Raw genomic sequence first — 15,213 nt, 5'->3', positions numbered from 1 at the left:
CCGACGGGTATCAATCGGCGTCATAAGCGGCTGCCAGAAGCTGCACAGCCTCCGCGAAACTGGCGCCCTGCGCCTTGGCCGCCGCCGAGTAACTCGCGGCGACCGCTGCCAATGCGCTCCAGCGGTCATCCCGGGCGCACACAACTGTTCCGTTGCGGCCACGGGTTGCAACCACTCCCGCAGCTTCAAGTTCCTTGTAGGCCCGGGCCACCGTGTGGGGGGCGACATCCAACTGTTCGGCCAGGGTGCGCACTGCGGGAAGTTTGGTACCGACAGCCAAGGTACCGCCGTCGGCCAGCTCGATGATGCGGAGCCGAAGCTGTTCATACAGGGCGACCGTGCTGGACTGACTGGGACGCCACGAACCGGGAAACTCAAGCGGACTCATGAGGCTTCCCTCTCCCCCTGGCCGGCGCGATGCTTCGCGGACTTCACCGGCATCGCGGCGAGTTCGTCGCCACCGGCGGCATACTGAGCTTCGTGCAAGTGGGTGTAGTGCCCGCCAAGCTCCAATAGCGAATGATGGGTGCCGTGTTCAACGATCCGTCCGTGGTCCATGACGAGAATTAGATCAGCGTCGCGGATGGTGGACAAGCGGTGTGCAATGACGAATGACGTCTTGTTGCTCCGCAGTCTGTGCATCGCTTGGCGGATGAGTACTTCCGTGCGGGTATCCACCGAACTTGTCGCCTCGTCCAGGATCAGAATGGGGCGGCCCGAGAGCCGTGCGCGCGCGATGCTGAGCAATTGCCTCTGGCCCTGGCTGAGGGGATCGCCTCCGTTGCTGAGCATGGTTGAGTAACCGTTGGGCAGCGAGCGGACAAAGTGGTCAACATGGCTCGCCTCGGCTGCGGCCACGATCTCTGCCTCGCTGGCGCCCGGAAGTCCATACTCAATGTTCTCCCGGATGGTGCCGGTGAAAATCCACGGATCCTGGAGAACGACGCCGAAATTCCTGCGGAGAGCATCACGTCCCATGCTGGCGATGTCCACGCCGTCGATCGTGATCCTTCCGGAGCCGAGCTCGTGGAAACGCATGAGGAGGCTGATCAGCGTGGTCTTCCCCGCCCCAGTGTGCCCGACGATTGCCACCGTCTGTCCCGGTTCCACGTGGAAGGACAGGTCCTCGATCAGGGGCGCCTCCGGCCTGTAGCTGAAGGAGATACGTTCAAAGGCCACTCTCCCCGAAGGGGAATCGAAGCCCGAACCGGCGTCGGCGCGCGCACCGCCGTCCGGTTCCTCCGGTTCCCGTGTTAGTTCAGCGGCGTCCAACAGCTCGAAGACCCTGCTGGCGGACACTGCGCACGATTGCAGGACCTGAGCCATTCCGCCGATCTGGCCCAGCGGCTGGCTGAAGAGCCGGTTGAATTGGATGAACGCTTGAATGCCGCCGATGCTCATCGCTCCGGCGAGGAACTGGAGTGCACCAACAATGGCAACCCCCACGTAGCTGGCGTTCGACACGAAGGCCATGAGGGGTACCAGCAACCCCGAAGCGAACTGCGCCTTGGAACTGGCGGCGTACAGGCCGTCGTTGTGGTCAGCGAAGCGGACGGCCATCGACGACTGGGCGTTGAAAAGCTTGATGGTCTCATGACCCGTGGCTGTCTCCTCCACGAGGGAGTTCACGTCCCCCGTGGCTTCCCACTGCCGGACGAAGTATTTCTGCGAGCGTCGGGTCACGACAATCGACGCCAGCGCCGAAACCGGAACGGCCAGCAGGGACACGACGGCGAGAAGCGGCGAAAGCAGCAGCATCATCCCGAGGGAACCGATGACCATCAGCGTTGAGGTCAGGAGCTGGGAAAGGAGCTGGTTGAGCGTCTGCGACACGTTGTCGAGGTCGTTCGTGGCGCGGCTCAAGACGTCGCCCCGGGAGCGGCCGTCGTAATAGGCCAGGGGAAGCCGGTGCAGTTTCGCTTCCACGGCTTCGCGGAGGTCGTATGCAAGCCGCTGCACGGCGAGGGCGTTGAGGCGGCCCTGCGCCCAGCTGAGCAACGAGGCGACGCAATACATGCCTGCGGCCAGGAGCAACAGGAAGACGAAGCGCCCGGCGTCGAACTGCGCGCCGAACACCGCTGCCGCGATGACGTCGGTGGCGTCACCGAGTATCTTGGGGGCGGCAACATTGAGCGTGACAAAGCCGCAGATGCACAGGATCGCCGTGGTCATGATTCCCCGGGAGGGCTTCATCAAGCCCACCAGGCGGAGGAGCGAACGCGACGGTTTCGCTGTGACGGCGAGGTGCTCGCCTTCGCTGCTCACGCGGCTTCTTCCGTTTCCAGCTGGGACGCTACGATTTCCCGGTAGGTCCCCGAGGACTCAAGAAGTTCGTCGTGAGTTCCTCGTGCCACCAGGCGGCCCTCGTCGATGAGCAGTATCTGGTCCGCCGACACCACGGTATTGACGCGCTGGGCGACAAGGATGATGGTCGCCCCGCGGAGTTCCGGTTCAAGCGCGGCACGGAGCTTTGCTTCCGTCACCGTGTCCAGCGCCGAGAAGCTATCGTCAAACAGGTAGACGGATGCGCGGCGCAGAATTGCACGGGCTATGCATAAGCGCTGTCGCTGACCGCCGGACAGACCGGCGCCGCCCTGGGACAACGTGGTTTCCAGTCCTTGAGGCAACTCGTTCACGAAATCCGCGGCCTGGGCCGTCTCAAGGGCCTGCCACAATTGCGAATCCGTCGCCGACGATAGTGAAATCCGAAGGTTCTCGGCGATGGTGCCGCGGAACAGCCAGCTCTCCTGGGGCACGACGCCGAGCTGGTCACGCAAAGCCCCGAGCGGAAAGGTCGCGATGTCCCGGCCATCGAGCGAGATGCTTCCACTGCTCACTTCGAGGAGTCTCGGCACAAGGCTGACGATGGTCGACTTGCCGCTTCCCGTGGAGCCGATGACCGCCGTCGTAGTCCCCGGAGCCGCGTGGAAGGTAATGCTGTCCAATACGGGCGTTTCGGCTCCCGGGTAGGCGAAAACGACGTTGTCGAAGCGCAAGCCTTCCGACCGCGAGGGGCGAGCCACCATCCCACCGGCGGTGTTTCCCGGCAGGACCATTTCGGATTCCGTATTGAGCACTTCGGTGACGCGTTCAGCGCTGACAGCCGCGCGGGGCGCCGTGCTTAATACATACATTGCCATCATGATCGCGAGGAGGATCTGCATGATGTAAGCGATGAATGCAGTGAGCGCACCCAGCTGCATGTCGCCGGCGATGATGCGGTGCCCGCCTAGCCAGACCACGCCCGCGGAAGAAAGGTTGACCACGGTCATGACGAGCGGAAGCATGGCCGCGACAATCCGGGCAGAACGGAGATTGTTCTTTGTCAGGGCGTCGTTGGCGGCTTCGAACCGTTTCATCTCAAACGGCTGGCGGACAAAGGCACGGATGACCGCGGTCCCCAGGATCTGTTCGCGGAGCACGCCATTGATCCGATCCACCAGTCCTTGGCCCTCGCGATACAGCGGGACGAGCTTGCGGACAATCAACAGCATGATGATCAGCAGCACTGGAACGATGGCGAAAACAATCCAGGACAGGGCAACGTCCTGTTCGACTGCCAGGATCACGCCTCCGATGCCCATGACGGGCGCTGCCACCAGCATGCCGAAAACGAGCACCGTGATGTTCTGCAGCTGCAGGACGTCATTGGTGGTCCTGACCACGAGGCTGGCCGGTCCGAAGGCTGCGACGTCTTGATCGGGCAGGGAATGAATTTTGTCGAAGAGTTCCCGCCGCAGCCCGCGACCAACCTTCATGGCGACAATCGCGCCAAGGTAGCCTGCGAGCACGGCGGCAAGCACCTGGATCACCGTGAGAACCAGCATCCAGGCGCCCAAGCGCAGAATCACCTCGCTGTTACCGGCGACCAGGCCGTCGTCGACGATCTTGGCATTGAAGGTGGGCAGGAGGAGTGTGGCGCCGGTCTGGACAAGCTGCAGGAGAACAATGGCCAGCACGTGGGCCTTATAGGGAGCGAGGCGCTGCAACAGCAAAGATGCCAGCACACTGCCTCCAATCGTTGGCCTCCGGAGCAGCGGATTCCGCACGATGCCACCCCGAGATCGCGTTGCCATTGTAGTTCAGAACACAGTGCGAAACCTTGCAATTGCGGCACTTCCGGCGTCCTTTGGACGTGGGACCGCTCAGCCTTGCTTTTGTGCCACCGCAAAAACCCTGCGGAAGGCAAACACGGTCCCGTGCCGGCCCCGTGGATATGCGTCGCGGAGCGCCGCCGCGTATTCGTTTTCGAAGTCGCGTGCTTCGTCTTCGGGAAGGGCCGCTAGCACTGGACGCAGGCCGGTCCCGCGCACCCACTCCAGGACAGGATCGGCTCCCGGCAGAAGTTGCTCGTAAATGGTTTCCCAGGCGTCGGCGTCGCATCCTGCGTCGAGCATGATCCGCAGGTAGTCGACCGGTTCCCCCACCGCCTCGTCATGGCGCAGCACACCGGACAGCCTTCCGGACCACTCCGGTGAGGCGGCCAGTTCGCGCATGAGCACGTGGGAAGGCGCACCGAAGTTTCCGGGGACTTGGAGCGCAAACCATGCGCCCGGTTTCAGCGCTTCGAGCCAGGTGGCGAGCATCGTCAGGTGCCCCGGCACCCACTGCAGCGCTGCATTGCTGACCACGACGTCGGTGTCCGCTTCCGGTGTCCACTCAGCAATGTCGGCCGGCGCGAACGAAAGCCTCGGTTGCGCGGCAGCGAGGACCTGGGCTTTGGCCAGCATTTCCTCGGAGGAGTCCAGCCCGACGACGGCGGCATCCGGCCACCGCGACGCGAGGGTCGCCGTCAAGTTCCCCGGTCCGCAGCCCAGATCCACGACGTGCCGAGGGTCCTCCGCCAGGATCCTCGAGGTCAGGTCAAAAAACGGCCGGTCGCGGTGATTGCCGAACTCGACGTACTTGGCTGGATCCCACTTCACTGCATCCTCCATTGTCGGTCTCCGTGGTCCGCTCCACCCACACTAAGCTGGAAGGCAATGAAACTTCTTGAGCAGCTCCCCGACAGCGGACGCGTTGACCCGGACGAAATCTACACACGCTTCGTCGAATGGGCGGAGAGCCGCGGGTTTCAGCTGTACCCCGCTCAGGACGAGGCCATCATGGAACTCGCGTCGGGCTCCAATGTCATCCTGGCAACCCCCACCGGTTCCGGGAAGTCCCTTGTGGCGATCGCCGCGCACTTCGAAGCGATGTCCCGCGGGATGCGCAGCTACTACACCGCCCCCATCAAGGCCTTGGTCTCCGAGAAGTTCTTCGCCCTCTGCGACATTTTCGGAGCCGAGAACGTTGGCATGATCACCGGCGATTCGGGAGTCAACCAGGATGCCCCGATCATCTGCTGCACCGCCGAAATCCTCGCCAATATCGCTTTGCGCGAAGGCAAGGAAGCCGAGCTTGGCACGGTCGTCATGGACGAATTCCACTTCTACTCCGATCCCCAGCGCGGTTGGGCGTGGCAAGTGCCGCTACTGGAACTCCCCCAGGCGCAATTCCTGCTGATGTCGGCCACCCTGGGAGACGTCAGCCGCTTCGAAACCGGCCTGAGCGAACTCACCGGACGGCCCACCACCACCGTCAGTTCGGCCGAACGCCCCATCCCGCTCCACTACTACTTCCAGGAAACGCCGGTCCACGAAACCCTTGAGGAACTGCTGAGCACCAAGCAGGTTCCCGTGTACGTAGTGCATTTCAGCCAGGTCGAAGCCATCGAGCGTGCCCAGAACCTCATGAGCGTCAACATGTGCACCCGCGAGGAGAAGGACAAGATTGCCGAGCTGATCGCCGGTTTCAGGTTCGCCGCCGGCTTCGGCAAGACCCTGAACCGGCTGGTCCGCCACGGCATCGGCGTCCACCACGCCGGCATGCTGCCCAAGTACCGCCGCCTCGTGGAGCAACTGGCACAAGCAGGACTCTTGAAGGTCATTTGCGGCACCGACACGCTCGGGGTCGGGATCAACGTTCCCATCCGCACGGTCCTCCTGACGGCTCTCAGCAAATACGACGGCGTCCGCACCCGCCTGCTGAACTCCCGGGAATTCCACCAAATCGCCGGCCGCGCCGGCCGCGCGGGCTATGACACTGCCGGAACAGTCGTTGTGCAGGCTCCCGAACACGTCGTGGAGAACGCGAAGGCGATGGCGAAGGCCACCGCGAAGTTCGGCGACGACCAGAAGAAACTGCGGCAAGTCGTGCGGAAAAAGCCGCCGGAAGGCTTCGTCTCCTGGGGGCAGCCCACCTTCACCCGTTTGGTGGAGTCCGTGCCGGACCCGTTGACCTCGAGTTTCACCGTGACGCATGCAATGCTGCTCAACTTGATGGAGCGCCCCGGCGACCCCTTCGCCGCTGCCCGCCGTCTGCTCACCGAAAACCACGAGACACGGCCCGCGCAACTGCAGCTCATGAAGAAGGCCCTCAGTATCTACCGCGAGCTGTTGGCAGCCGGAGTGGTTGAGCGCATTCCCGAGGCCGAGCAGGAGAAAGAAGGCCGTTCCGTCCGGCTGACCGTTCACCTGCAAGCCAACTTCGCCCTGAACCAGCCGCTTTCACCGTTTGCCCTTGCCGCGCTCGAGCTGCTGGATCCGGAGTCGCCGTCGTACGCCTTGGACGTCGTGTCCGTGATCGAAGCAACCCTCGAGAAGCCCCGGCAGATTCTCTCTGCGCAGCAGAAGAAGGCACGCGGCGAAGCGGTCGCCGCGATGAAGGCCGACGGTATTGATTACGACCAGCGCATGGCGATGCTTGAAGAAGTCAGCTACCCGCAGCCGTTGGCGGAGATCCTGGGCGAAGCATTCGAGGTGTACCGCAAGGCCGCACCCTGGGTGGGCGACTTCGAACTGGCTCCCAAGTCGGTGGTCCGGGACATGTACGAGCGGGCCATGAATTTCGGCGAGTTCGTCCAGTTCTACGGGCTGGCCCGCTCCGAGGGGATCGTGCTGCGTTATCTGGCCGATGGCTTCAAGGCCCTGCGCCAGACGGTGCCGCAGGACTCGCTCCGCGAAGACCTCGAGGACCTCATCGCCTGGCTGGGTGAACTGGTCCGCCAAGTCGACTCCAGCCTGCTCGACGAGTGGGAAGAGCTCACCTCCGGGGTGGCTCCGACCCCGCACGACGCTCCGCCGCCTCCCCCGCCGTCGCTCACGTCCAACATCCGCGCCTTCAGGGTCATGGTCCGCAACGAAATGTTCCGGCGGGTCGAGTTGTTCGCGGACGAGGACGCGGCCGCGTTGGGCGAGCTCGACGCCGGCAGCGGCTGGGATGCGGAGCGCTGGGAAGACGCTTTGGACGACTACTTCGACGAACACGACGACATCGGAACCGGCCCCGACGCCCGGGGACCGGGACTCCTCATGATCACGGAGGAACCCGGCATCTGGCGGGTGCGGCAGATTTTCGATGACCCGGCCCGCAACCATGACTGGGGCGTTTCCGCCGAAGTGGATCTGGCCGCCTCGGACGAGAGCGGCACCGCCGTGGTCAAGGTGACCTCGGTCAACCGCCTCTAGGCGCCTAGTAAGCTCGAATCATGAGTGTTATCCGCCCTGCCACAGTGTCCGATGTCCCTGCGATCCTGCAGATGATCCATGAGCTTGCGGTCTACGAAAAAGAGCCCGACGCCGTGAAGAACACGCCGGAAATGCTCACCGAGGCTTTGTTCGGCGCGAATCCGCGGGTGTATGCGCACATGGCGGAAAACGCGGCAGGAGACGTGCAGGGATTCGCTTTGTGGTTCCTGAACTACTCCACGTGGGAAGGCGTCCACGGCATCTACCTCGAGGACCTCTACGTCACGCCCGATGCGCGGGGCGAGGGCCACGGGAAGGCGCTCCTGCAGCATCTAGCCGCCACCGCCGTCGAACGCCGCTACGCGCGGGTGGAATGGAGCGTCCTGGATTGGAACGAACCGTCCATCAACTTCTACCGCGCCCTCGGTGCCGTTCCGATGGACGGCTGGTCGACCTTCCGGCTGACCGGCGAAGCGCTGGGTGCCTTCGGCAGCGATGACAAGGTGATGGCTCGTGGCTGAGCGCGTGGCTGAACAAGCGGTCCAGCAAGGGGCCCACACCGTCCGGGCACGCCACGAATTCCGGGGTGTCCGCACCACGGAGCACTTCTTCACGGTTCCCCTCGACCATTGGGCGTCCGAAGGTGAGGAAGCTGCAGACACCGCGGAAACGATCACCGTCTTCGCCCGGGAGTTCGTCTCCGCGGAGCACTCGGAGCAGGACGCGGCGCGGCTGCCGTGGTTGCTCTACCTCCAGGGCGGGCCCGGCGGACGCGGAACCCGGACCACGTCCTTGTCCGGTTGGATGAAGGCTGCCGCGAGGAGTTTCCGTATCCTGATGCTGGATCAACGGGGCACGGGCCTGTCCACTCCGGCGGACCGCAATACCTTGCCGCTCCGGGGCGATGCCGCGGCGCAGGCGGACTACCTCACGCATTTCCGGGCAGATTCGATCGTGGCCGACGCCGAACTCATCCGGAAGACCTTGGGCTCGGAGCCGTGGACCGTCCTGGGCCAGAGCTTCGGCGGTTTCTGCGCGCTGACATACCTGTCCTTCGCGCCGGAAGGGCTGAGCGAAGTACTCATCACGGGAGGGCTGGCCCCGTTGGAAGGCCCGGCCGAGCGCGTCTACCGGGCCACCTTCCAACGGGTTGCGGAACGGAACGCGGAATACTTCGCGTGGTATCCGGAGGACCGCAAGCTGGTTACCCGGATTGCGCGGCATCTGGAATCCACGGAGGAGCGGCTGCCCAGCGGAGAACGCCTCACCACGGAACGCTTCCAAATGGTGGGATCGTTCCTGGGCGGGAACGCCCGCGTCGATGCCCTGCACACCCTCCTGGAGGATGCCTTCGTGCCTTCCCAGGAGGGAGAACGCCTCGCCGATGCGTTTCTGGAACAGGTCCACGGGCTCGTTTCCCGCGCATCGAATCCCCTGTACGCGGTCTTGCACGAGTCCATCTATGGCCAAGGGCAGGCCACCGACTGGGCGGCGTGGCGGGTGCGCGCGGAATTCCCCGAGTTCCAGCCCGACGTCGCGGAGCCGCTCCTGACGGGCGAAATGGTCTACCCCTGGTACTTCGAACAGGATCCGGCGCTCGTACCCCTGCAGGAAGTAGCCGAATTGTTGGCCGCCAAGCAAGACTGGAAACCCCTCTACGATGTGCCCCGGCTGAACGCGAACACTGTGCCCGTCGCGGCTGCCGTTTATCGCGACGATATCTATGTGGACTTCCAGCTCTCCATGGAAACCGCAGCCGCCGTCCGCGGACTGCAGCCCTGGACCACAGGCGACTTTCATCACGATGGCATCGGCGAAGACGGGGAAGGAATCTTCAACCGGCTCCTGGGGATGGCCCGCGGCAAGAACTGAGCCCCGGCCATGGCAATGACCGGGGCTCCAAAACGCTCCGCTGTTGTTAGTGGCTCCGCAGTCCTTAGTGGCCGCTGACCTTGTTCATGCTCTTGCGGGAATCTTCCTCGAGCCGTGCGTCCAGTTTGGACTTGCTGGCAGCCGGTGTCAGGAGGCTCGCGAAAACCGCCACAACGATCGTGCCGATGATGACCGCGAGGGACACATAGGTCGGAATCTCCGGAGCCCATTCAATATGGTGGCCGCCGTTGATGAAGGGCAGTTCGTTGACGTGCATGGCGTGCAGGACCAGCTTGACGCCGATGAACGCGAGGATGACCGACAATGCGTGCTTGAGGTAGATCAGCCGGCTCATGAGGCCGCCAAGCAGGAAGTACAGCTGGCGCAGGCCCATGAGGGCGAAGATGTTGGCAGTGAAGACGATAAAGGCGCTCTGAGTCAGTCCGAAGATCGCCGGAATGGAGTCCACGGCGAACAAGAGGTCCGTCATACCGATGGTCACGAAGACGATCAGCATGGGCGTGAACAGTTTCTTTCCGTTGACCGTGGTGCGCAACTTGCCGCCGTCGAACTTCTCCGACATCGGGACAACTTTGCGGATGCGGGCGATCAGCGGGTTTTCGGCGCCGTCTTCCTCGTCTTCGCCGTTGTCGGTGGCCTGCTTCCACGCTGTCCACAGGAGGAACGCGCCAAAGATGTAGAAGACCCAGCTGAACTGCTCAATCACCACGGCACCCAGGGCAATGAAGATGCCGCGCAGGACGAGGGCGATAATGATGCCCACCATGAGCACCTCTTGCTGGTACTTACGGGGCACCGAGAACCGCGCCATGATGATGATGAAGACAAAGAGGTTGTCGATACTCAGGCTGTATTCGGTCACCCATCCGGCGATGAACTGGCCGCCATGCTCCGGCCCGGCAAAAGCGAACATCGCTCCGGCGAACACCAAGGCAAGGGTGACGTAGAAGGCGACCCAGAGGCCTGCTTCCTTCATGGACGGTTCGTGCGGACGCTTGACCACCAGGAGAAGGTCGACAAGGAGGATGATTCCGAGAACGACAAAAGAGCCGATCTCAAACCAGGCGGGGAGTTGCATTTAAAATGCCTTTCGCAGGTACGCCAAAACGGCGTAAGTCTCTCCGACCTGCCTGCGTCTCCAAGCCCAAAGGCAACAGCGCTCAAACGGCGATCCACTAGGCCCGGCGAGGCGTCTGTGCCTTGCGTGTTGACGGACCTAGCGCTTGGGATACTCCCCTACGTAGGCCCAACTTTACCTTAGGCGTGCCCGGCGGACTGCATTTGGCGCAGTTCGCGCTTGAGGTCGCCTACCTCGTCACGGATCCTCGCGGCGATCTCGAACTGGAGTTCGGCGGCAGCCGCGTGCATCTGCTCGGTCAGCTGTTCGATCAGGCCCACCAGGTCTTCGGCCGGCGCCGCGGCCAGGCCATCTTGCCGGACCTTCGTAGCGCCCTTGCCCTTGCCGGTCCGGCCGCCCTTACCGGCTGCGGCGAGCAACTCGCGGGTGTCGGCGTCCTCGCGGGCAAGCTGATCGGTGATATCTGCGATCTTCTTGCGCAACGGCTGTGGATCGACACCGTTGTCGCTGTTGTACTTGACCTGGATTTCCCGGCGGCGGTTGGTTTCCTCGATGGCCTTGGCCATGGAGTCCGTGATCCGGTCGGCGTACATGTGGACCTGGCCCGAGACGTTTCGGGCGGCGCGCCCGATGGTCTGGATGAGGGAGGTGGCCGAACGCAGGAAGCCTTCCTTGTCGGCGTCGAGGATGCTGACAAGTGACACTTCGGGCAGGTCGAGGCCCTCACGGAGCAGGTTGATGCCCACCAGGACGTCGAAGCTGCCCATGCGGAGTTCACGGAGCAGCTCCACGCGGCGGAGGGTGTCGACGTCCGAGTGCAGGTATTGGACCTTGACCCCGTGGCCCAGCAGGTAGTCGGTGAGGTCCTCGGCCATGCGCTTGGTCAAAGTGGTGACCAGGACGCGTTCGTCGCGCTGCACGCGCGTCCGGATTTCGCCAAGCAGGTCGTCGATCTGGCCCTTGGTCGGCTTCACGATGACTTCGGGATCGATCAGGCCGGTAGGGCGGATGATCTGCTGGACGGTCCCATCGGCCTTGCCGAGCTCGTACTTGCCGGGGGTCGCGGAAAGATAGACGGTCTGGCCCACCCGTTCCAGGAATTCATCCCATTTGAGCGGCCTGTTATCCATGGCGGAAGGAAGCCGGAAGCCGTGGTCCACAAGGGTGCGCTTGCGCGACATGTCGCCCTCGTACATGGCGCCGATCTGTGGAACCGTGACGTGGGATTCGTCGATGACCAGCAGGAAGTCGTCCGGGAAGTAGTCGATGAGGCAGTGCGGGGCCGTGCCGGAACCGCGGCCATCGATGTGGCGTGAATAGTTCTCGATGCCGTTGCAGAAACCCATTTGCTGCATCATCTCGAGGTCGTAGGTGGTGCGCATACGCAGCCTTTGGGCCTCCACGAGCTTGTTCTGGCTTTCAAGGACCTTGAGCCTCTGCGCGAGCTCTTCCTCGATGGCTGTGATGGCGCGCGACATGCGTTCCGGACCGGCGACATAGTGCGAGGCCGGGAAGATGTACATCTCGGTTTCCTCACGGATGACATCGCCCGTGACCGGATGCAGAGTGTAGATGTTCTCGATCTCGTCGCCGAAGAACTCGATGCGCAGGGCCAGCTCTTCGTACATGGGGATGATTTCCACGGTGTCTCCGCGGACGCGGAACGTGCCGCGGTGGAAGTCCATGTCGTTGCGGGTGTACTGCATGCCGACAAACTTCCGCAGGAGATCGTCCCGGTTCATTTCGGCGCCCTTGGTGAGCGTGACCATTCCGGCGATGTACTCCTCCGGGGTGCCGAGGCCGTAGATGCAGGACACGGTAGCCACAACGATGACATCCCGGCGCGTGAGGAGCGCGTTGGTGGCCGAGTGCCGCAGCCGCTCGACTTCCTCATTCACGGAGGAGTCCTTCTCGATGAAGGTATCAGTCTGGGGAACGTAGGCTTCGGGCTGGTAGTAGTCGTAGTACGAAACGAAGTACTCGACCGCGTTGTTGGGCAGCAGTTCCCGGAACTCGTTGGCGAGCTGCGCGGCCAGGGTTTTGTTCTGGACCATCACCAAAGTGGGCCTCTGGACCTGTTCGATCAACCAGGCGGTGGTGGCACTCTTGCCTGTACCAGTGGCACCGAGCAGCACGACGTCTTTCTCGCCGTTGTTGATCCGTTCGGTCAGCTCCGCGATAGCGGCCGGCTGGTCGCCTGCCGGCTTGAATTCGCTAATGACCTCAAACGGCGCGACGACTCGATTGATCTCCTGGGCAAGACTCATGAATCCAATGTACCCCCGCCCGCGGACAGTTACTGTCCGCGTTTTCCGGCGGAACCGTCACCTCCGCCGGGCCGGGTCCAACTGTCGTCCAGCCGCCCCAAGATGGAACGGAACATCTTGACGGCGAACCACACTCCGGACACAAGCCAGACGGTCCACGCGAGCCAGAAGGCTGCGCCCGGTACGAGAACGCGCCACGTCGGCGGTTGCGTTCCGGCGACGAACTCCTCGCGGCCGCCGGCCAGGAACCACAGCAGCGCGGCTCCGGCCATGAGCACGACGCCGGCCCACACCAGGGCGCGAACGGCACCGAGCCGCTGCCCCTCAAGATGGGGCGTGATTCTCCGTTTCCCGGCCATGCTTGCCGGCCTAGCCTTGCGCCATGGGGTACGACGGCGGCTGCCATCCGCTGCTCCTGGCCCAGGCATCCATGAGCGGGCAGGCCACCTCGGTGAACCAGGGCTCCTTGGCCTCCGCATACTCCAAGGTCCGGTGGTCGCCGCCGTGGAGCGCGGCAAGCTCTTGTTTCATGTCCGCGTACATGCGGACGGCGTCGGGGTTGGCGCGGAGCCAATCCCGGAACAACAGCGCATAACGCCAGCCCGGACTTCCAAGCACCCGGACATGGACATTCGCGGGCCGCCCGGGGTCCGCGTTGCAATGGAAGCGCTTTTGCCATGCCGATGGATCCAGGTCCGGCGGCTTGGGTGTGTCACGGGCGGAGGCCTCCTGTAACGGGAAACCGGCCTCACCCAAGGCCCGGGCTATCCGGTCTGCGGCTTCCAGGGAGGACACATTTACCTGCAGGTCGATGACGTCTTTGGCAGGAAGACCGGGTACCGCCGTCGAACCGATGTGGTCTGCGCCCAAGACCTCCGGAGACGCCCGCAGGATCCTGGCAAGCAGCCTTTCAGCCTGGACTGGCCAGTCGGGGTTTGGCGGGGACAAGACGGGTCCGCCGGCCCGCGGTGCCGGGCGGCCGGCCGCAAGATTGCGGGCAAACGGTGCCAATCGTTCTTCCCAGAGGGTCTCCACGAGCTCAGTGACATCCTCAACGGTTCCGGAGTTGTCCAACAGGATGTCCGCTGCCGCCAACCGTTCATCCCGTCCGGCTTGTGCTGCCATGCGGGACACCGCGTCCTCGACTGTCATGCCACGGATCTCCGTCATGCGCCGGATCCGTTCCTCGTCCGTTGCATCGACCACCACCACCAAGTGGAAGCTGCTGCCCTGCCCGGTTTCGACCAGCAGCGGAATATCCTGGACGACAATGTCTCCGGGTTTCGCGGTCGCGAGGATCGCGGCAGCCCTCTCCCGGACGCGTGGATGGATGATCGCGTTGAGCGCCTCCCGGCGATCCGGCTCAGCGAACACAATCGCGCCGAGGCGTGCCCGGTCAAGGCGCCCTTCGGCGTCGACGATGTCTTCACCGAACTCGACCACGACGCCCGCTAAGCCCGGAGTGCCCGGTTCCACGACCTCGCGGGCCAGCGCATCGGCGTCGATCAAGAGAGCGCCCAACTCCCTAAGCCGGGCGGACACGAGCGATTTGCCGGAGGCGATCCCGCCGGTAAGTCCAATCTTCAGCACCCCTCCACACTAGACTGGGTCGGTGGCAGAACAGGAAGAAAGCCGGGCGACCGCGTACACAACGTTGGCGCTTGGAGACGATTTCCGCCACGAACTCGAGATCAGGCGTTCGCGCTTCATCACCGTGCTGCGCCGCGCCCCCGACGAAGACGCTGCGCGCGCCTTGGTAGCGGAATTGCGCAAGGAATTCCATGACGCCCGGCACCACTGCTCGGCATTCGTCCTCGGTCCCGATCGCGCCATCCAGCGTTCCAACGACGACGGCGAGCCCTCCGGAACAGCCGGCATCCCCATGCTTGAGGCGCTCATCAAACGCGAGACACTGCCCGGGGTGACTGACCTCAGCGACGTGAGTGCCGTCGTCGTGCGCTATTTCGGCGGGATCCTCCTGGGCGCCGGCGGACTGGTCCGTGCATACTCCGAATCAATTTCGGCCGCACTGGACTCCGCTCCCCTGGTTCAGCGGCGCCGCTTGCGGATTTGCGACATCCCCGTGCCCCACCACTCGGCCGGAAGGCTTGAAAACGATCTGCGCTCCGCCGGCTACGTCATGGCCGAAACAAGCTACGAGCCCACGGAGACGATCCTGCGCGTGGCCCTGCCCGATGATGCAAACGCAATCGCCGACGCCGGTGAGCGGCTGGCGTCGATGACCGGCGGCGCCTCGGGACTCCAATTGCGGGAAACGGAATGGGTCGACGTCCAGGCCTGAGCTTCCGCGCTAGCGACATGCTCTCCCGTAACTGGCACCGCCGGACATAGTGGGCATATGTCCAGTGCTTGCTGCGAAGGAGGGGCATGTCCTGCGGGTGGAACTTGGATCCCTGCTGCATTGACTTCTTGAACAAGCAAAGGGTCTATTTCAGATTGTGGTCAT

The 15,213-nt window shown here is 63.6% G+C and carries 12 protein-coding genes; 4 read left to right on the top strand and 8 right to left on the bottom strand.

The genetic code is table 11. The features are described from left to right. Positions 1-10 precede the first annotated feature (10 nt). The 4 genes from AC4CS3_RS08790 to AC4CS3_RS08775 form a co-directional block, all read right to left on the bottom strand. Positions 11-388, bottom strand: a complete 378-nt coding sequence (locus AC4CS3_RS08790) for a GntR family transcriptional regulator (protein WP_490783115.1) — start codon at positions 386-388, stop codon at positions 11-13. Beyond that, positions 385-2,172, bottom strand: a complete 1,788-nt coding sequence (locus AC4CS3_RS08785; RefSeq protein ID WP_490783287.1) for an ABC transporter ATP-binding protein — start codon at positions 2,170-2,172, stop codon at positions 385-387. The genes AC4CS3_RS08790 and AC4CS3_RS08785 overlap by 4 nt, the downstream gene beginning before the upstream one ends. Before the next feature lie 89 nt (positions 2,173-2,261). Beyond that, positions 2,262-4,007, bottom strand: coding sequence for an ABC transporter ATP-binding protein (locus AC4CS3_RS08780; protein WP_490783114.1), 1,746 nt, complete (start codon positions 4,005-4,007; stop codon positions 2,262-2,264). A 138-nt stretch (positions 4,008-4,145) separates the two neighbouring features. Further along, positions 4,146-4,925, bottom strand: coding sequence for a trans-aconitate 2-methyltransferase (locus AC4CS3_RS08775; protein WP_490783113.1), 780 nt, complete (start codon positions 4,923-4,925; stop codon positions 4,146-4,148). A gap of 57 nt (positions 4,926-4,982) precedes the next feature. Between AC4CS3_RS08775 and AC4CS3_RS08770 the strand changes: the two genes are divergently transcribed. Genes AC4CS3_RS08770 through AC4CS3_RS08760 form a run of 3 tightly spaced genes read left to right on the top strand, consistent with a single transcriptional unit; the run spans position 4,983 to position 9,380 of the window. After that, positions 4,983-7,508: a DEAD/DEAH box helicase gene (locus tag AC4CS3_RS08770; RefSeq protein WP_490783112.1), complete on the top strand. Its 2,526-nt coding sequence runs from the start codon at positions 4,983-4,985 to the stop codon at positions 7,506-7,508. 20 nt (positions 7,509-7,528) lie between these two features. Next, positions 7,529-8,029: a GNAT family N-acetyltransferase gene (locus AC4CS3_RS08765; RefSeq protein ID WP_490783111.1), complete on the top strand. Its 501-nt coding sequence runs from the start codon at positions 7,529-7,531 to the stop codon at positions 8,027-8,029. After that, entirely contained in the window at positions 8,022-9,380 is a 1,359-nt protein-coding gene (locus tag AC4CS3_RS08760) for an alpha/beta fold hydrolase (RefSeq protein WP_490783110.1), read from the top strand. Before AC4CS3_RS08765 ends, AC4CS3_RS08760 begins: the two co-directional genes overlap by 8 nt. A 64-nt stretch (positions 9,381-9,444) precedes the next feature. Here the strand turns inward: AC4CS3_RS08760 and AC4CS3_RS08755 are convergent, their stop codons facing one another. The 4 genes from AC4CS3_RS08755 to coaE all read right to left on the bottom strand — a co-directional run bounded on the left by AC4CS3_RS08755 (position 9,445) and on the right by coaE (position 14,336). After that, entirely contained in the window at positions 9,445-10,479 is a 1,035-nt protein-coding gene (locus AC4CS3_RS08755) for a TerC family protein (RefSeq protein ID WP_490783109.1), read from the bottom strand. Positions 10,480-10,658: 179 nt separating this feature from the next. Next, the gene (gene uvrB, locus AC4CS3_RS08750) at positions 10,659-12,746 is read right to left on the bottom strand and encodes an excinuclease ABC subunit UvrB (protein ID WP_490783108.1); all 2,088 of its coding nucleotides are present in this window, start codon (positions 12,744-12,746) and stop codon (positions 10,659-10,661) included. Between the two features lie 29 nt (positions 12,747-12,775). After that, positions 12,776-13,105 carry a hypothetical protein gene (locus tag AC4CS3_RS08745; protein ID WP_490783107.1) on the bottom strand — a complete coding sequence of 110 codons (330 nt, stop codon included), beginning with the start codon at positions 13,103-13,105 and terminating at the stop codon, positions 12,776-12,778. A gap of 10 nt (positions 13,106-13,115) precedes the next feature. Next, positions 13,116-14,336: a dephospho-CoA kinase gene (gene coaE / locus AC4CS3_RS08740; protein WP_490783106.1), complete on the bottom strand. Its 1,221-nt coding sequence runs from the start codon at positions 14,334-14,336 to the stop codon at positions 13,116-13,118. Between the two features lie 22 nt (positions 14,337-14,358). Between coaE and AC4CS3_RS08735 the strand changes: the two genes are divergently transcribed. Beyond that, entirely contained in the window at positions 14,359-15,048 is a 690-nt protein-coding gene (locus AC4CS3_RS08735) for an IMPACT family protein (RefSeq protein WP_490783105.1), read from the top strand. Positions 15,049-15,213 lie beyond the last annotated feature (165 nt).

The sequence above is a fragment of the Arthrobacter sp. SE2 genome (genome assembly GCF_058244265.1).
This window is presented reverse-complemented; position numbering and strand designations above follow the sequence as displayed.